The organism is Vibrio sinensis, from assembly GCF_003605645.1.
GTDB lineage: Bacteria > Pseudomonadota > Gammaproteobacteria > Enterobacterales > Vibrionaceae > Vibrio > Vibrio sinensis.
Genome location: NZ_QVMU01000027.1, coordinates 47,011 through 64,585, shown reverse-complemented (window position 1 = coordinate 64,585; position 17,575 = coordinate 47,011). Strand labels below are relative to the sequence as shown.

Annotated in this window: 19 protein-coding genes and 1 pseudogene; 13 read left to right on the top strand and 7 right to left on the bottom strand. The window is 42.2% G+C overall.

Translation table 11 applies throughout. The features are described 5' to 3' along the window. Positions 1-207 precede the first annotated feature (207 nt). Complete coding sequence (locus DZ860_RS20100) at positions 208-594, top strand: MAPEG family protein (RefSeq protein WP_120034694.1); 387 nt, start codon at positions 208-210, stop codon at positions 592-594. Beyond that, positions 591-1,118: a DNA mismatch repair protein gene (locus DZ860_RS20095; RefSeq protein WP_120034692.1), complete on the top strand. Its 528-nt coding sequence runs from the start codon at positions 591-593 to the stop codon at positions 1,116-1,118. Before DZ860_RS20100 ends, DZ860_RS20095 begins: the two co-directional genes overlap by 4 nt. Before the next feature lie 174 nt (positions 1,119-1,292). On the opposite strand, the gene DZ860_RS20090 is transcribed toward DZ860_RS20095, so the two are convergent. Both DZ860_RS20090 and DZ860_RS20085 read right to left on the bottom strand, forming a co-directional pair. Next, complete coding sequence (locus tag DZ860_RS20090; protein ID WP_120034690.1) at positions 1,293-2,315, bottom strand: acyltransferase; 1,023 nt, start codon at positions 2,313-2,315, stop codon at positions 1,293-1,295. A gap of 197 nt (positions 2,316-2,512) precedes the next feature. After that, complete coding sequence (locus DZ860_RS20085) at positions 2,513-3,466, bottom strand: LysR family transcriptional regulator (RefSeq protein WP_120034688.1); 954 nt, start codon at positions 3,464-3,466, stop codon at positions 2,513-2,515. Positions 3,467-3,692: 226 nt separating this feature from the next. Between DZ860_RS20085 and DZ860_RS20080 the strand changes: the two genes are divergently transcribed. The 4 genes from DZ860_RS20080 (at position 3,693) to DZ860_RS20065 (ending at position 7,361) form a co-directional block, all read left to right on the top strand. Continuing rightward, positions 3,693-4,283: a TetR/AcrR family transcriptional regulator gene (locus DZ860_RS20080; RefSeq protein WP_120034686.1), complete on the top strand. Its 591-nt coding sequence runs from the start codon at positions 3,693-3,695 to the stop codon at positions 4,281-4,283. A 169-nt stretch (positions 4,284-4,452) separates the two neighbouring features. Continuing rightward, a complete protein-coding gene (locus DZ860_RS20075) occupies positions 4,453-5,310 on the top strand; it encodes an alpha/beta hydrolase (protein ID WP_120034684.1) in 858 nt (285 codons plus the stop codon). A 149-nt stretch (positions 5,311-5,459) separates the two neighbouring features. Next, positions 5,460-6,848, top strand: coding sequence for an SLC13 family permease (locus tag DZ860_RS20070; protein ID WP_120034683.1), 1,389 nt, complete (start codon positions 5,460-5,462; stop codon positions 6,846-6,848). A 237-nt stretch (positions 6,849-7,085) separates the two neighbouring features. After that, the gene (locus DZ860_RS20065; RefSeq protein ID WP_120034681.1) at positions 7,086-7,361 is read left to right on the top strand and encodes a DUF3081 domain-containing protein; all 276 of its coding nucleotides are present in this window, start codon (positions 7,086-7,088) and stop codon (positions 7,359-7,361) included. A 21-nt stretch (positions 7,362-7,382) separates the two neighbouring features. On the opposite strand, the gene DZ860_RS20060 is transcribed toward DZ860_RS20065, so the two are convergent. Continuing rightward, positions 7,383-7,739, bottom strand: coding sequence for a MaoP family protein (locus DZ860_RS20060; RefSeq protein WP_120034679.1), 357 nt, complete (start codon positions 7,737-7,739; stop codon positions 7,383-7,385). 194 nt (positions 7,740-7,933) lie between these two features. Here DZ860_RS20060 and DZ860_RS20055 point away from each other — a divergent pair, with 194 nt between their 5' ends. Then, positions 7,934-8,800 carry a LysR family transcriptional regulator gene (locus DZ860_RS20055; protein ID WP_120034677.1) on the top strand — a complete coding sequence of 289 codons (867 nt, stop codon included), beginning with the start codon at positions 7,934-7,936 and terminating at the stop codon, positions 8,798-8,800. A gap of 52 nt (positions 8,801-8,852) precedes the next feature. Here the strand turns inward: DZ860_RS20055 and DZ860_RS20050 are convergent, their stop codons facing one another. The 3 genes from DZ860_RS20050 to DZ860_RS20040 all read right to left on the bottom strand — a co-directional run bounded on the left by DZ860_RS20050 (position 8,853) and on the right by DZ860_RS20040 (position 11,057). Continuing rightward, entirely contained in the window at positions 8,853-9,674 is an 822-nt protein-coding gene (locus DZ860_RS20050; RefSeq protein ID WP_120034675.1) for a DMT family transporter, read from the bottom strand. Positions 9,675-10,082: 408 nt separating this feature from the next. Next, positions 10,083-10,661 (bottom strand): FMN-dependent NADH-azoreductase, encoded by a 579-nt coding sequence (locus tag DZ860_RS20045; protein WP_120034673.1) that lies wholly within the window; start codon positions 10,659-10,661, stop codon positions 10,083-10,085. A 192-nt stretch (positions 10,662-10,853) separates the two neighbouring features. After that, on the bottom strand, positions 10,854-11,057 hold the full coding sequence (locus tag DZ860_RS20040) for a hypothetical protein (RefSeq protein ID WP_120034671.1): 204 nt from the start codon (positions 11,055-11,057) through the stop codon (positions 10,854-10,856). Between the two features lie 263 nt (positions 11,058-11,320). Here DZ860_RS20040 and DZ860_RS20035 point away from each other — a divergent pair. Continuing rightward, positions 11,321-12,214 (top strand): annotated as a pseudogene (locus DZ860_RS20035) (AlkA N-terminal domain-containing protein); the annotation flags it as partial. Further along, positions 12,211-12,687: a methylated-DNA--[protein]-cysteine S-methyltransferase gene (locus tag DZ860_RS20030; RefSeq protein ID WP_120034667.1), complete on the top strand. Its 477-nt coding sequence runs from the start codon at positions 12,211-12,213 to the stop codon at positions 12,685-12,687. The pseudogene DZ860_RS20035 and the gene DZ860_RS20030, both read left to right, overlap by 4 nt. A gap of 90 nt (positions 12,688-12,777) precedes the next feature. Here DZ860_RS20030 and nhaD read toward each other — a convergent pair whose 3' ends face one another. Continuing rightward, complete coding sequence (nhaD, locus tag DZ860_RS20025; protein ID WP_243641893.1) at positions 12,778-14,187, bottom strand: sodium:proton antiporter NhaD; 1,410 nt, start codon at positions 14,185-14,187, stop codon at positions 12,778-12,780. Between the two features lie 365 nt (positions 14,188-14,552). On the opposite strand from nhaD, the gene DZ860_RS20020 reads away from it, so the two are divergent. From DZ860_RS20020 to DZ860_RS20005, 4 genes are all read left to right on the top strand, one after another. After that, the gene (locus DZ860_RS20020) at positions 14,553-15,278 is read left to right on the top strand and encodes a nucleoside recognition domain-containing protein (protein WP_120034663.1); all 726 of its coding nucleotides are present in this window, start codon (positions 14,553-14,555) and stop codon (positions 15,276-15,278) included. Further along, entirely contained in the window at positions 15,278-15,745 is a 468-nt protein-coding gene (locus DZ860_RS20015; RefSeq protein ID WP_120034661.1) for a YjiG family protein, read from the top strand. The genes DZ860_RS20020 and DZ860_RS20015 overlap by 1 nt, the downstream gene beginning before the upstream one ends. A 9-nt stretch (positions 15,746-15,754) precedes the next feature. Then, the gene (locus DZ860_RS20010) at positions 15,755-16,882 is read left to right on the top strand and encodes a M20 family metallopeptidase (protein WP_120034659.1); all 1,128 of its coding nucleotides are present in this window, start codon (positions 15,755-15,757) and stop codon (positions 16,880-16,882) included. Positions 16,883-17,208: 326 nt separating this feature from the next. Further along, positions 17,209-17,550, top strand: a complete 342-nt coding sequence (locus tag DZ860_RS20005; RefSeq protein ID WP_120034704.1) for a YkvA family protein — start codon at positions 17,209-17,211, stop codon at positions 17,548-17,550. Positions 17,551-17,575 lie beyond the last annotated feature (25 nt).

Sequence of the window (17,575 nt, the reverse complement as noted above, 5' to 3'; positions counted from 1 at the left end):
AAGAGTTGAGGGACAATGGCAAACGGCTAATACTTCCTAAAAAGAGAAAAAGAAAGCCTTACCCCAGAGCTGTGCTAAAAAAAGCGCAAAAATACCCCTCACGCTCTAGAGATAAAAATGCCACTCGCTCTTAAGCGAGTGGCATTAGCCTACGTGCTGGGTTTTTTCTTCTAAACTCAAAGCTATGTGAGTGAAAGGAGAAACAATATGATCACCGCACTTTATGCCGTGATATTGGCAGGGATGATGATGGGGCTGTCGTTTCAAGTGATTAAGCAACGCAGAATTGCCAAAGTTGCTTATGCAGATGGAGGGGTAGATGCTTTAAAAATAGCGCGCAGTGCGCAAAGTAATGCAATGGACTATATCCCGATTACGCTATTGTTGATGGCGTTGGTGGAACAAAATGGAGCCAGTGTTTATTGGATTCACTTCGCGGGTATCCTATTTGTGATTGGTCGAGTCTTGCATGCTCGCGCGATTTTAAATGATCGATTGTCTGGAAGAGTCTTGGGAATGAAACTTACATTTTCGGTCATGTTAGGTTTGATGGCTCTTAATCTTTACTATTTGCCTTGGAGCCAATTAATTTGAGTCGATTACGCTTGCCTCCCGCTTGGTTACTCGTACTGATTGGATTGGTGTTAAACGTGCTGGCTATTTTGATGTCGAGTATCGTTCTCGATCGTTTGAGTGGTGAGATAGCCGAATTAACCGAACAAAAAAACGCGAATGTGTACTCAATTCAATTGGCTTGGAATAGTGTCGAAACATTAGAAAGAAAGCGAGAAGTATTGCTGTTACATATTAGCCAAGCACAGCATAAACCTACTGACGCCGTTTTAAATTCAGCAATGATGGCCCAATTTGAAGGGTGGTTAATGGCACCTATTCCAGCACTAACGGTTGAGAATATTCCGGTTTTGATGATGAGAGTAGATAAGGCTCAGCAACGCTTACGTAAGCAAATAGATACCTATTATCTGGACAATATCACCATAACCGAGGTGATGATTGGCTTAAACGATCGGATAGCTTGGTATAAGAATATTGGGCTATTTCTGCAGGTATTTGGATTAGCACTCATTCTAGCAAGGGATTTGGCGCGTAAACCGTAATTTAGCTTTGGTTAATCATGATAAGATCACTGGGATTCATTGGCACATATTGGGTGATATATCGTCAATAAAAAACACCGTTACTTCGCCAAAAAAGCGGGCAAAACAACCGATTCTCTAAGAAACGGATGAGTTCAATAACGGTGCTTTCATCTCAATATTGATGGCGTGTGCTTAACGGAATAAGAAACGATTTAAAGGTGTTTTTTCAATACCTTTAACTAGAGCCAGTGTCAAAATAAGAGTACCACCAAACACCAACATATCTTTTAGTGGGCCAGTGACTTGTAGTGTTCTGGTGACGTTCATCATCACTATAATCATCGGTAAATGTACGACGTATATAGGCAACACAGATTTGGACAAATTCATCACAATCGGTGTTTGCCCCAAGTTTGGCTTAGCTAACAAGAAAAGGAAAATCCCCGTTCCCCATAGCATAGTGCCGAATAAGAAATCGTTGGCATTAAACGCATGCCCGGTAGTGGATAAGAAAAACGCTTCGGTAAAGTGTATCGCCATCCCAAAGCCTGCGAGAAATAGACTTTGCTTGGCTGTCGCTGTGATTTTTTGTTGACGAATTTCAACCCCTATTGCGAACAGTAGTGTGCTAAAGAATGGTCCATTTCGAGTGAAGAATGGTGACCAAAACTCGGTTAAATCTTGGTAACTACCTGCTAATACCCCATAGACATACAAAGCGATACCAACAGGGACAAATAGTGCTAGTTTGTTAAAATACGACAGCACAGCGCCGATCAGTGCCGCGCACATTAACGCAGGAATAAACCATAAATGAACCAGTCCACCCTCTAAAATAGAGTTGAGTGGTGTGCTGGCAAGGTAGCCCCAATATCCACTTCGTTCAACGAGATAACCTTGCTCTGCCATGGTTTGCCATTGGAATGGCATGACCAAACAGATAACGCTCCACACGAGAAAGACACGTAGTAAAGGAGAGCAATAGCTCTTGAGCGTTGAAATAGGATTAGCGGCCAATTTAGGCTGGATCAGATAACCTGAAATCAGGAAAAATAGCGGGACGGCAAAACGGGTTGATTGATTGAATATATACCCAAACCAAGGTGTTTCATTGTAGAGGAAGTAACTGAGAAACATTTGGCAATGCATGGCGACAATAACAAAGATCGCAATAACGCGACCTAATTCAATACTGGCAATTTTATTTGTATTCATAACAACATTTCATTCAAAAAGATAACGGCGTCACGCTATCAGGAAACCGGTTGTGAACAAGGGTTTTTCATCAACAGAACTTTTATTTAAAGAGACTAAATTCTAATTTCGAGATACAAATCAACTTTCTAACAAGGGGGTAAAGTTGGTTTGATGAAAAAGGTGTGCGTACTCATTTTTATTCGTTCGATATGTCATTAATTTGTAGGCGTGTCACTCGACTCTTCGATGCCAGAGGAAGCAAGATCGATGATCAAGGTTCGTAGCCACTTATGAGCAGGATCATCATCAAAGTGTTTGTGCCACAGCAAAAAGTGCCCTCCGGGCGCTATCGTCAACGGGATCGTTTTCATGATGAGCGTATTATCTTTGATAAACTCCCTAACGGACGAAATGGGATAACAGAGTAATAGATCACTTTGTTCACAGAGTGACAGTGCGCTCCTTAGGTCTGACATGTTAACGGCGTAGTTAACAGGCTGATATTCTGACTCTAAAATTTCTTGTAATAGCCATTTATTGATTCCGCCGTCGGTGACTTGGATATGGCGATAAGCGAGGAAAGTCTCAATATTCCATTCCTTTTTCAGCGCTGGGTGATCTGGACGCATTAAGCAAATGGGATAGTCGCGCATTAATTCAATGTAATTGAGTTCTTTGGGGATGTTACTAACGTGGGAATGAGATCGTTCATCCCATTCAAAAATACCAATACCAAAGTCGATATCTCTTTTCATTAGACGTTTGAAGCTTTCATCATTCCACGTTCGACTATTGACAGTGATACTAGGCGCTTTGTGCATAGCAGCAGGCATGAAACGCGGGTAGGTCACGACATATGCTGTTTCTATCAGATCAATGTGAAAGACACGTCGACTTTGTTCTGGTTCGAAGTCATCTGGCAATGTCAGTTGATCTATTTGTAGTAAAATTTCTTGGATTTTGGGTGCAAGTGCTAATGCTTTAGGGGTGGGATATAAACCTTTTGATTCACGCTCAAACAAGGGATCTGAAAAAGAGAGGCGTAGCTTCGCTAATTGCTTGCTTACCGCCGATTGACTTAAATGCAAACGGGTTGCTGCGGAAGTGACATTACGTTCTTCCAGTAAGATAGAAAATACTCGCAATAAGTTCACATCAAAGTTTTTCAATTGTCATACCCAGGGTTTGTTGATGAATAAGCATAATATCACTGCTTTGAGATGTTACGTTTGTATTCTTGCCTCTATGCTGTCGATAAATACTATCGTTTCAAATAGGTCATGGTAAATGGTGAAATGACTACCGTCTGATCTTCTCGGTTAACTGGTCGGGGTTGAAAAAAAGTACGATCGTGCTAAAAATAGGAGTGGAAAGAAAGTTTCAACAGGGTAGTCGATGAGTAAAGGTAGAGTTACTAAAGAAAGTATTCTCTCTCAGGCATTTGATTTTGCTAGTCAAAATGGGTTGGAAAGTTTGACAGTTGGCGAGCTTGCTAAGCAATGCGGAATGTCAAAAAGTGGCTTGTTTGCCCACTTCAACTCGAAAGAGAACCTACAGATAGAGGTGATTGAGTACGCATTTCGAGTGTTTGCCGATCGCGTCATTATTCCTGCTCGAGAGCTGAACTCAGAGAATATCGAACAGAAACTGAAAGCTATTTTGGACAACTGGCTTGGATGGAATCATTCATTTCAAGGCAGTTGTATGTTTTTGGATGCATGGAAAGACAACAACAATAAATCATGCCCAATCCAACGAGTTCTTCAACGCTCGATTACCGTTTGGATAGACTATTTGAACATTCAAATCAGCAAGGGGATTGAGAGTGGTCAGTTTGATTCAAAGCTTGAACCTAAGCAAGCCACTTTCGAGCTGTATGGTCTCTACTTGAGTGCACATCTGTTTTATACCATTCATGGTCAGCAAGTCAGTCATGATCATTTTTGGCATGGTGTTGAACAGTTACTTCAGCGTTGGAAAGCGTAATCCGTTGGAACCGTTTAGCCAATAAGCATTGCATCCAGACAATAATCTCAGTGTTATTGCGTTGTGGGAATAAAACGCGTAGCAATAATTAGCAGCACATTAAAAAGCACGGTCGTTCGTTTTTGTTGTAAAGCGATACGCGAGAAACGAACCAATAAGGAAAATGACCATGAGTGAAAAAATCTATTTTAATACATCAAACAAATTTAGCGTTAAACGAAGCTTAGTTAGTTTAAGTACGCGATTGCACCATAGGTTGGCGCCACGTCATGCAGAGAAAACTGCGCGTAAACTATTACTCACACCAGTAAGAACACAATCGAAAAACCTGGAGCCGAAAGGGCTAATCCGTGGTGAAGTCGTCTCAAAAGAGGGAGTCTTGAAAACCTACCAATTGGGCACCGGCCCGGTTTGGGTGCTTACTCATGGTTGGTCAGGAACAGCGAGTCAGTATTATCCGCTTATGGAACATATCGCGAGTCGAGGATACACGGCAGTAGCTTATGATCACCCCGGTCATGGTGAAAGTGAGGGCGTCTATGGCCATATTCCGGCGTTTGTACGTGGTTTAGAAGCCGTTTTGGATAGCGTCGACGATGTAGCGGGCCTTGTAGGGCATAGTATGGGAACTGCATCGGCAATTGAGTGTCACCATGTAAAATTAACGGATAAGCCGATGCTTCTGATCGCCCCGGTTTTGGATTATTTGGACAACTTATTTAGCAGCGTAGCTCGTTCAGGTTATTCAATGCGTCTGTTTAATACTATCGTCACTGAGATTGCCGATCAGTATCGTTACCCTATTCAATCGGTAGATCCATACGGAAAACTGAAATTGCGCACAGCCCCGACAATCATTGTTCATGATGAGCAAGATAAATTCACTAAATTCGATGTTTCTTCACGAGCGGCACAAGAGATGGACAAGGTGACCTTGTACCCAACACAAGGGCAAGGGCATGGACGTGTCATGAAATGTGAGCAAGTAATGCAGAGCTTTGATGAGTTGATAGACTTTGTTAAATAGAAACTTTAGATAATGTTAAATTATTCATAGTGTTAATATCATAACCATAATATTGACATGGTTAACAAAATCGCAAAGAAAAATATTTCCGAAAAGGGTTCTGTGGGATCATTTGCTGTGCCATCTGGCCCTTATAAGGAAATATAATAATGAATCGAAATGATAGTGTCCCCCTGCCCAACAATACCCGAGAATGGTTTTTTAATCGTAATAGCTTGATCATCATCGCTGATGTATTACTTTTCGCCATTCTTTATTTTACCCTGCCTTTTGAGCCTCAAGTTGTACTTGGGTTAAGCATGCTTATTTTTGTTGCCATTTTGTGGTTAACAGAGGCTTTGCATGTCACCGTTACGGCAATTTTAGTGCCGATTATGGCGGTCCTTTTTGGGGTGTTTAACACACAAACTGCGCTCAACAACTTCTCTAACTCAATCATCTTTTTGTTTTTAGGTGGTTTTGCACTTGCAGCGGCGATGCATCGCCAAGGCTTAGATAAAGTCATTGCTGATAAAGTACTGATCGTCGCAAAAGGCAAAATGAGCGTTGCTGTATTTATGTTGTTTGGCGTGACTGCTGGTCTTTCTATGTGGATCAGTAACACAGCCACCACTGCCATGATGTTGCCTCTGGTGCTCGGTGTTCTGAGTAAAGTGAACTCTGAAAGTGGTCATAAAACCTATTTATTTGTGCTGTTAGGGATTGCCTACAGTGCCAGTATTGGTGGCATCGCAACAATCGTTGGTAGCCCACCTAACGCGATTGCAGCAGCGGAGGTCGGTTTAACGTTTACAGATTGGATGGCATTTGGTTTGCCAACGACCTTGGTTTTATTGCCAATGGCGATTGCTGTCCTGTTCTTCATGCTCAAACCAGAACTAAATGGCCAGTTTGAACTCAATTTTGAACCGGTAACCTGGGATAAAGGTAAAGTTGTTACTTTGGCCATTTTTGCTACCACAGTATGTTTGTGGATTTTTAGTAAACCAATTAATGCCATGCTTGGCGGCTATTCCAAGTTTGATACCATCGTTGCGCTTGGCGCAATTGTGGCGGTGAGTTTTGCTCGTGTTGTTCACTGGAAAGATATTGAGAAGACAGCAGACTGGGGCGTATTACTGTTGTTTGGTGGTGGTATCTGCTTGAGTAACGTATTGAAAGCGACAGGAACTAGTGTCTTTTTGGCGAATGGCTTGAGCGATATGATTTCCCATTTAGGAGTTTTCTTCATCATTGTTGCGATTGCAGTATTTGTTGTTTTTCTAACTGAATTTGCAAGTAATACCGCGAGTGCGGCTCTATTGATTCCGGTTTTTGCAACAGTGGCAGAAGCGTTCGGTATGTCTCCCGTTATCTTGTCGGTATTGATCGCTGTTGCGGCATCGTGTGCATTCATGTTGCCAGTGGCGACCCCACCTAACGCAATCGTGTTTGGTTCCGGTCATATCAAGCAAAGTGAGATGATGCGAGTCGGAATCGTATTAAACATCTTCTGTATCATCGCTCTAACCATCATAGCGAAACTTTTCTGGACTTAATGAACTCCTGAGTCAAATCAAGACAAATAACCTCTAAATTGAAGCCAGTGACGTATGTTGCTGGCTTTTTTGTTTCTCCTCCCAAGTGATCGGTTTAGGTTAAGTGCTAAATTAGCATTAAACCCAATAGTTCGATTTGTGATGAATTTGGCGTTTTGATATCAGATAGCCATACTTTGTTTTGAATACAACGAATAAAAAATGGAACGTAAAACCCGCTGCTAGGGAGGTAAAGCAATGATAAATGAACTGGATTGTCGTCAATTATTGCATGTTTATAGTTTAGTAATGGAGCAAGGGGAACCCACAGAATATGGGAAACAATATCAAGGAATAGAAGCGTTTAGTGACTATGACGGATACAGCATTTATTTAAGGGGAAATGGGGTGCAACTGAAGTTAGGGTTTCATAATACCTATCATTTGGATTATGACGATGAATGGCAGAAAGAACGTTTTTTACGGGTACTGAAAGTGATGCTTCAGTCGATAAATAAATGCTCAGCACCATAGAGAAGCTGAGCATTTACACGATTAATCTTCTTCAACTAAGCTAGTATCTTCTGCGTAGTCATCAGACGCTTCAGGTTTAGTGCGACCATTTAGAGTATGGAAACGCTTACGGCCACGAGCTAGTTGAGTGTATTTTAACCATACACGCTCTAGTTTCGATTTTGCTTTACCTGGGTTTTCTACAACTTTTATAAAATGTTTTTCTTCAGCATTTTCAGGCACTAAATTTCCAGACTCTAGACCAAGCATGGTGTCGCCATAAAGCGTTAGAATTTCTTCTTCAGCAAGGGTAAAATCACCAGACTTCGCGAAACCGCGAGGGAATTTAGTATTGTCGTAAAAACGCTTTTTGCCGTGACGGAATTCTGTGTCAGACATGGTATTAGCCTCTATAACCTACGTTAGTTAACTAGAGCGAAAATTAGGCGTAATTTTTACAAAAGAAAAACAAAACTTTTTTATCGAAATTATTGGTTATTTTTATTGCTGTTGCATAACACTTTTCATCAAAAATCAATATACAAAATAGCATTCCTTGCTAATCTACACGGCTCATTTCCAGGGGATTAAAGATGGACGTAAAGGTCTTTAGAACGTTTTTAGAATTAGCAAAAGTCCGACATTTTGGCCGTGCTGCGGAAAATTTATATATAACTCAAGCAGCTGTGAGTGCTCGTATCAAGCAATTAGAAAGCTATTTTGACACTCAGCTATTCATTCGAGACCGCAATAACATCAAATTGACGTCGTCAGGTGAGCGTTTGGTGAGCTATGCCGAGGTGATGGTAGCGACGCTGCAACAAGCGAAACTGGAACTATCACTTGAAAGTGGTAAAGCACTACAGCTCACTATGGGCGGTACCCCCAATGTTTGGGATGCGTATTTACAAAACTGTTTGAGTGTCGTCACTGATTCATTTGACGGCTATGGTTTCATGGCAGAAGTCATGGGCCGTGAAGCATTGGTTCGTAGCTTACAAGAAAGAACCTTGGACATGGCCTTTGCCTTTGATCAAATTAAAGCAGACGAACTGAACTGTAAAAAAGTGGCAGACGTTGTACTGATGCTGGTGTCGACTGAGCCAGTCAGTATTGAAAATGTGTTTAAAGATAAATATGTATACGTTGATTGGGGCACTAAATTCGCATCAGAGCATGCTGAGCGACATGCGAAAGTACCCGCGCCCTATCTTCGTACATCGACGGCACGTATTGCATTAGACTTCATCCTAGAGAAAGGTGGTAGTGCTTATCTACCAGCCCCTATGGTCGCTCCGTTTATTGAGCGTGGACAGCTATTTAAAGTATCTGATGTAGATAACTGGCAGCGCCCTATTTATCTAAGCTATCGCAAAGCGAGCAGCGCAGTCGAGGCGATTAAACAAGTGGAAGAGTTGGTCAAAGAAATTGACCCGATCACTTCATTTAGTCTCCAATAGAGAAATATAGTGGATGCGCACAGTGGATTTAATAGCGGTGCGCATTCCTTTTTTATTTGTTTCTAGATGATCTGATGTTGAGGGAATTCCCTGATAAAATCAGTAGCGCGCCCAAGATTAAAGAGGGCGAGAGGGACTCGGAGTAGAACATGGCTCCAATTAACGCGATAGCGGGTAAACGGAGAAAGTCCATCGTCACCACCACACTGGCATCGGAGTATTTCATCGCATTGGCAATACAATAATGTGCCGATAACGAAGTGATTCCAATTAATGTAATCCATACCCATTGTATACCTTGCGGGGTTTGCCACTCTGAGAGTGCCAGTAGTAAGCTGATTGGGAATTGAATCGTACACATATAAAATATGATGGTTAGTGGGTGCTCACTAGACGAGAGCGATTTAGTTGCAACATAAGCAATGGCATAGCCAAAGGCGGCCAATAGCACAATCATCGCTCCCCAATTGATGACTTCACCACTGGGCTGGACGATCACTAAAATCCCCACAAAACCGAGCGAGAGAGCCAATCCTTTTCTTCGCGTCATCTTTTCGTTAAGAAATAATAGGGCAATCAATGCGGTCCAAATGGGAACGGTAAACTCAATCGCGAATACTTCAGCCAGTGGCAAAAGTCCAATTCCTACAAACCACCCATATTGCCCTGCAAAGTGGAATAGATTGCGTAGGCCATGCAATGGAAAGCGGTGTGTCTGGAAGTACCCAGGTTTTCCTAACAATAGGATGATGCTTGTCGCGACTAATACTCCAATCGCGCTGCGGAAAAAGAGGATTTGAAACGTATTTAGGATCCCACTTAATTCTTTGGCCGCAATGGCCATCAGACAAAATGAGAATAAAGCACCGATCATCCAAACGACAGATTTGATAGCAATAACAATCTTCTCCTTTGATATCCATATCAGTCAGTTCATCACAAAAAATGAATCTGAAATTAGATTACGTGAAAGCGAATTAGGATGCGAGATGCGTGTTCTTTATCAATATGAATAATTTGGCTTAAATCGTGAGTTCAGTGGTAATTTGGATATTGGTTCATTGAACTCGTTCAATATGCTTACTACGATTTAGAGTTACAGATTCGCGCCAAATGGATATAAATGCATTGTTCAGGCTAGTAGGCACGAAAAAAAGCCTCTCCAGAATGAAGAGGCAAAGGAAATTTAGTCTATTAAGAAAGGCGAACCATTTTGGTTTACGCTATTGAAAAGTTAGCTATTTAAGATGAATAACTAAAAAGCAGTGCGATGTTGATTAGCTTAGAAAGCCGCGTTGAGTTGAGATAGAGCTTGTTCACGTGCGGCTTGCGCACTCTCTTCGCCCATATTGAGAGCTTCAGCATAGATAAAAGTCACATCGGTAATTCCAATGAAACCAAGCATTGTCATTAGGTAGCTTTCAATTGAATTACGTTCGGTATCTTTATGCATGCCACCTCGAGTAGTCACGATGGTGACTTTTTTATCGTTGATCAAACCAACGGGACCCGTTTCGGTATAAGTGAAAGTGACGCCAGCACGAGCAATGATATCAAACCAATTTTTAAGCTGAGTTGGTACCATAAAGTTGTACATTGGGGCGGCAATTACAATGTGATCAGCTGCGTTTAATTCGTCAATCAATTGATTTGAAAGATTTAAAATCGCCTGAAGTTCACCAGAAAGATCATCGCCACCACGCAATGCCGTTGCAACATTCATATCAAGGACAGGAACCGGGTTGGCTACTAAATCACGTTCAATGATGTTGTGCTTACCCTCGAGAGCGGCATCAATTAATTGATTAGATTGTGAATACTCGCCAAGGATGCTCGATTTAAGTACAAGAGTGGTTGTCATGTTTGTAGCTCCAAAAACTGTCAATGTGAATAGCTTTCTATTCGATGGCGCTGAATATAGCGCGGATCTTATTGATGGGTAATGTCCAGCTTTGGATTATCATGTTCGAATTTTTTGAATAAGTGTGCTCAAAAAATGCAATAGTAGACAACCTTGATCATCAAGGTTGTCTTGCGGGAGGAGCGCGATAGCTTAGAGATCCATTAAGCTTTCAATGGATTCTTCAATTGAGAGGTTTTGATAGGAGTGGACCGATTGGCCGTCATACGCATCAATCAATATTTGATTGATACGAGATTGACCGTGATGTTCAATCATGCCGAGAGATTGCTCGACAGTTTTACAGATTAGTTTTGAGTGATCCGTCAGTACGATAGTGCAAGCGTGTAAATCCATAGCCAACTTCCTTATTATTTTTCCTCTTTGCAATCTAAATCTAGTAGATGATATTTCTATCTGCAATGCGTCATACTTTTCTCATACTATCTAAATTAGTAACTGTTTGATTGTCCGTCATTCCGTGCCATAAGTAGCAAGTATTTTTATCCTTTAGGGTTAGACTCAGCAGTTAAAATAGGTCATGTTGTTTGGAAGTAAGAAGTAAGAAGTAAGAAGTAAGAAGTAAAGGGAGTTTGAGGATGAGGACTAAAGCTATTAAAAGCGAAATTGAATTGCCATTTGAGGGGGCGTTAGATTGGCAATTTATGTTGGACTTTTATCAACTACGACGAATCGAGCAGTTAGAAGAGGTGGATGATACGAGTTATTTTCGTTTTTTTGAATTAAATGGAGCGAAAGGTTGGTTTCGAGTCTCACTATCTAAGCTACCATCTAAAGCACTACCTTTGACAGCGTCCTCTCCAAAAACGTTATCCTTTGAAACATTACACTCTAACGCATTGGGTGTTGGATCTTCCGCGCTTATGCTCGAGTTTGAAATTGATGATGAGAGTCAGCAGCCAGCGTTAGTGGAGCAAGTTCGACGAATGTTTGATTTGGATGTCAATATGACGCTTATTGAGCTACATCTTGAATCTGTCGCGCCTGGATTGATTAAGCGTTCAGGAATTCGAATCCCGGGAGTATGGAATACTTGGGAAGCGGGTGTTCGCGCTATCTTAGGGCAACAGGTATCAATTAAAGCAGCGATAGGGCAATTGAACCTATTAGTGGCAACACTACGTGATAGTGCTCGTCAGCAAGGCGAGCATCACCAGAATGCGCGTCCTCATTTTCCGACCCCGTTGGACATCATCAATGCGGATTTGCAGTTCTTACGGATGCCACAAAGCCGTAAAGAGACATTGGCACGTTTTGCTCAATTGATGTTAGATCAGCCAGAGGCAACCTTTGATCAGTGGTTAGCGTTAAAAGGTATTGGACCTTGGACGATTAGCTACGCGGCATTACGAGGTAATTCTGAACCTAATCGTTTTCTTGAAAGTGATTTAGTGGTAAAAAAAGCCGCGCAATTATTCCCATCTTTAACTACAAAAAGTGCCTCTCCTTGGGGGAGTTATGCCACTTTTCATTGCTGGAGTCATGCAGGATGAACCGATACACCATTTTTGAAACCCCATTAGGACCAATGACGATTCAAGCAAATGAGACTGGACTGCTTGGTGCATGGTTTGAAACGCAAATTACGCAACCGGAAGCATTAGGCGAACGCCGAGATGATGATGATGGTTTGTGTGAAGCAAAACGTCAGCTATTGGAGTACTTTTCTGGGCAACGTGAAACGTTCGAATTGCAAACCGCAGTAACGGGCACGACCTTTCAAACTCAAGTTTGGCATGCTTTGACGACGATTCCATATGGGGAGACATGGAGCTATCAGCAACTTGCTGAAGCGATTGGTAATCCTAAAGCAGTACGAGCTGTGGGCCTCGCTAATGGTAAAAATCCATTGTCGATTATCGTTCCATGCCATCGTGTTATCGGGAAGAATGGAAAATTGACTGGGTATGCTGGTGGCGTAGGTCTAAAAGAATCGTTGCTGAAATTGGAGCAGAAAAAGAAGTGACTAATGCGATAACCGAACCATCACTAGCTGAAGAAGCGATGATTCGGGTATCGGTTATAGAACGAAATCGTGACTTATTGAGTAAAGCTATTAAGTGAATAAGTCGCCATTAAGCAGTAAGTGGGCGATGATACTAGCAATATATCCAAGGGCGATTACAGGTGCCCACTTAAGATGTCCAAAGAAAGTGTACTTTCCATGGGCAGCCCCCATCAGTGCAACCCCTGCGGCTGAACCTATTGAAAGTAGGCTACCACCAACACCGGCAGTTAATGTGACCAACAGCCAGTTACCCATCGACATTTCAGGTTCCATTGTCAGTACAGCGAACATTACCGGAATATTATCGACAATAGCCGATAAAATACCGACCATGATATTGGCCCAGATCGGATTCCATTGGTTATACATAACGTCTGAAATCATACCTAGATAGCCCAACAAACTCAGCCCACCAACACACATCACAACGCCGTAGAAAAATAGCAATGTGTCCCACTCTGCATGGGAAACTCGACGAAATACATCAAACGGTACAACAGAGCCTAAGCGTTTTAATGCGTGATCATCACCATTTTCAATGGCAATTTGCGCTTTTTTTGCCAGAGAACGTTTGAGCGTTTTTCGTAGGAAAAAGCCAAAAAACTGCAGGTAAGCTAAGCCCATCATCATGCCAATAACGGGTGGGAAGTGTAAAACAGCATGGAAAGCGACAGCAGTTGCAATGGTTAAAATAAACAATGCGACAATTCGACGAGCACCACGTTTTAGTTCGACCTCTTGATGTACCACATTCGGTTTTGCTCTTGGAATGAATATCGACATGATCGCGGCAGGAATAACATAATTGAGTACAGATGGGAAAAATAGAGGCAGAAACTCAGAGAATGTGACGTGGCCTGCTTGCCAAACCATTAAGGTGGTTATATCCCCAAATGGGCTAAATGCTCCCCCTGCATTGGCTGCTACAACAATGTTGATACAGGCCAAATTAATAAAGCGGGTATTGTCGCCACCCACTTTCATTACTACGGCACACATTAACAATGCAGTTGTAAGGTTATCGGCAATAGGGGAAATGAAAAAAGATAAAATACCGGTTAACCAGAATAAGGCTTTAAAATTAAACCCTTTGCCGATCATCCATGTTTGTAAGGCGTCGAATAGGCGTCTCTCTTCCATCGCACTGATATAAGTCATCGCGACTAACAAGAACAGCAACAATTCTGCATATTCCAATAGGTTGTGTTCTAGTGCTGCTTTCGCTACTTCTATTTGGTCATGCTGTGAATAGACGTATCCAATCATTGCCCAAATAATCCCGGCGGCGAGTAGTACAGGCTTTGATTTTCGTAGTTGTAGATATTCTTCGAGCATTACTAGCGCATAAGCAATAGCAAAAACTATCAGTGCGATGTACCCAATGCCACTTTGTGTGAGCGGCAAGGTGTCGTTCACATTTATGGCGTAGGTTGTGGTGGGAGAAAATAAAAAGATCATGGCTAAAAAAGGCCAAAAACGCGTCATGACTTCACTCCTTGAAGGCTGATGGTAATGGTATGTGCTTTAATTTTAACCAAATTTTAATTATTTCGTTGTGAAGTAGGTAGGATCTGACCCAATCACCGAAATTATTAATAATTCATGATGAATTTATGAAATAACTTGATGCGCAATGTTAATGGGCTTCAGTAAGGTTATTCGCTATTTATGCGTGTTATCACAAAATATGACACCAAATTAATAGTTGTTAATAGATTAAAAAACTCATTGATACGGATCAGATTTCTAGCACAAAAATTCCCGCACTATTCATGATGTCGGTTCCAAACCAGAACTCACCAACAACTCATATAGGTGTATTTATGTCTAATTCAACTCAAAGTGGTGGCAAGGTCACATGGGGTAGCTATGTTGCCCTAGCTTTTGCTGTCGTCTTCTTTTCTGGCATGCTTCAGTCCAACGAATGGTACGGAGTATTCGATTTTACAACGCTAAATGGTTCATTCGGTAAGGTTGCTTACGGTGTAAATGAAACCGCTGAAGGCGTACAAGCGATGACAACATCACTACGCGGTAAAGGCGGTAGCGGTGCTCGTGATGGCTTCATTTTCGCATTGACTCTGATCCCAACGGTTATGTTTGCTCTTGGTATGATCAACGTTCTTGAGCATTACGGCGCACTAGATGCTGCGCGTAAGCTACTGACTCCTCTTTTACGTCCACTTATGGGTATCCCAGGTAGCTCAGGCCTTGCTCTAATTGCATCACTTCAAAGTACCGATGCTGGTGCAGCGATGACTCGTCAATTAAAAGATGAAGGTCGTTTGACTAAGCGTGAAACTGACGTATTCACCATGTTCCAGTTCACTGCAGGTGCTGCGATTGTTAACTTCTTCTCGTCAGGTGCTGTGCTATTTACGCTAACAATGATGGATGGTTCTCTAGCAGTAAGTTCTTCAATCGGTCTAGCGGTTGCTGTGATGTTTGTATTTAAGTTTGTAGGCGCTAACTTATTCCGTGTGTACCTAAATATCACGGAAGGTAAAGAAGATAACAATCAAAAAGAACTGACTGAGGAGCGCGCATAATGAGCGAAGTTAAAGCAAAAAAACCAATGGTAACGGACATCTTCGTTGAAGGCGCTAAGAAAGGTTGGGTAATCGCGACAACATCGACAGTACCAAACGTTCTAATGGCTTTCGTTATCATCAAAGCACTTCAAATTACAGGCGCATTGGATCTGATGGGTACGGTGTTCTCTCCGGTAATGGCTCTATTCGGCTTGCCAGGTGAAGCTGCAGCAGTATTGATCGGTGCTTGGATGTCAATGGGTGGCGCTGTGGGCGTTGTTATCACCCTGTTTGACCAAGGCATTCTAAACGGCGCACACATCGCTATCTTGGCTCCAGCTATCTACCTAATGGGTTCACAAGTTCAGTACATGGGCCGTATCATGGGTCCAATCGGTACAGAAGGTCGTTACATCCCAGTTATGATTGCTATCTCTGTACTGAACGCGTTTGGTGCAATGCTAGTAATGAATCTTTTTGTGTAAGGATTGATTATGAATTTTTCTCTTAATGATTATTTAGAAGAGCTACGCCCATTAATTGATGTGGATTGCGGTACTTATACTGTTGAGGGTATTGAGTTTATTGCGACTCAGTTTGAAGCAAAATTTGCTGACATGACGGGTTGGAGCGTAAAACGTGTTGATTGTGGCAAAGCGGGTCTTGGTTTAGAAATCCGTAATAAGCCTGAAGCTGAAATCATCGATGTAATGATGATTGGCCATATGGATACAGTTTTCTCGGTCGGTACTGCAGCGGCACGTCCAATGACAAACGATGCTGAGAAAGCTTACGGCCCAGGTGTTTCAGATATGAAATCTGGCCTGCTTAATATTGTTTACGCAATGCGTAACCTAGACCAAGCCGTGTTAGACAAACTGTCTATTTGCATCTGCATGAACCCAGATGAAGAAACGGGTTCTTTAGATTCAGTTGAATGGATTCAATCTGTCGCTAAAGATGCGAAAAACGTATTGGTTGCAGAAGCGGCACGTGCAAATGGTGACTTAGTAAAAGCGCGTAAAGGCATGGCTGGCTACAAGATCACTTTTAAAGGTGTTGCAGCTCACGCAGGTAATGAACCAGAAAAAGGCCGCAGTGCAATTACTGAAATGGCAAACTGGATTCTTGCAATCAACGCGATGACTAACTTTGAATCTGGCACGACATTAAACGTCGGTGTTGTTTCTGGTGGTGCGGGTGCGAACATAGTACCTGAAGATGCTCAAGCGATCATTGATGTTCGTTTCTGGAGCAATGAAGAGTACGACGACGTAGATACCAAACTTCGTGCGATGCTAGAAACGCCATTTGTTGAGGGTGTATCTATCGCAATGGAGCGTGAGTCTTACAAGCCATCAATGGTTGCAAGTCCACTGACTGAAACACTAATGGCATTGGTGGAAGAGTCGGCTCAAGAGCTTGAAATCGCAATCAACTGGCAAGAAGTTGGTGGTGGTTCTGATGCGAACAACACGGCAATTCTAGGCGTACCCACGTTAGATGGTTTCGGTCCAATTGGTGCTGGTTTCCATAGCGATCAAGAGTATTTGCTACTGGAATCAATCGAGCCTCGCATTAAGATGTTGATGCGCGTGTTGGAAAAAATCGCGCAACAATAATGACAATAGTCACGATAAGATTTGGTATTTTAGAATTTAGTCATTCTTAACTTCCTCAAAATCCCCATACCTCAGTGTGGGGATTTTTTTATACGTCAAATTGAATTGTTCAATGCAGAGGTGATTAATCTGGCGTTCATGTAACTTGAGTATAATGTCACAATATTCATGAATTTCGATTGGAGGAAGCGATGTTGAATAAACAAAATGATATGGCTTCTGCATTGATTGGAGAGGCGACGATGCCTTTGTTAGAGCTTGATACCAAAGGCAAAGAAATTGGTATTGATGAGCCAATCTTGCAAAATGAGCTGCTATTGAAAGAGATGGCTGCGCAGCAGGAAAATCCTGATATAGCCGCTCCTGATGAACGTTCATTTTGGAAAAAAATCTCAACGTCGGCAAAAAAGCTGGGTGAAGAAACCGCAGTTATGGGAATTAAATCATGGCTGGCTATGACGGATTCCAAGACATCGATACAGCATAAAGCGATTTTAGGTGGAGCTTTAGCCTACTTTGTTTTACCGACCGATATGATTCCAGATTTTCTCGCGGGCGTTGGTTTTACGGACGATACTGCTGCGTTGGTGATTGCGGTGAATTCTGTGGGCAATGCGGTGACTGAATCGCATGAGCAACAAGCTCGTGAGAAGTGGGCAAACTTTTAAGCAGCAGTGCTCGAAACAGTGCTCA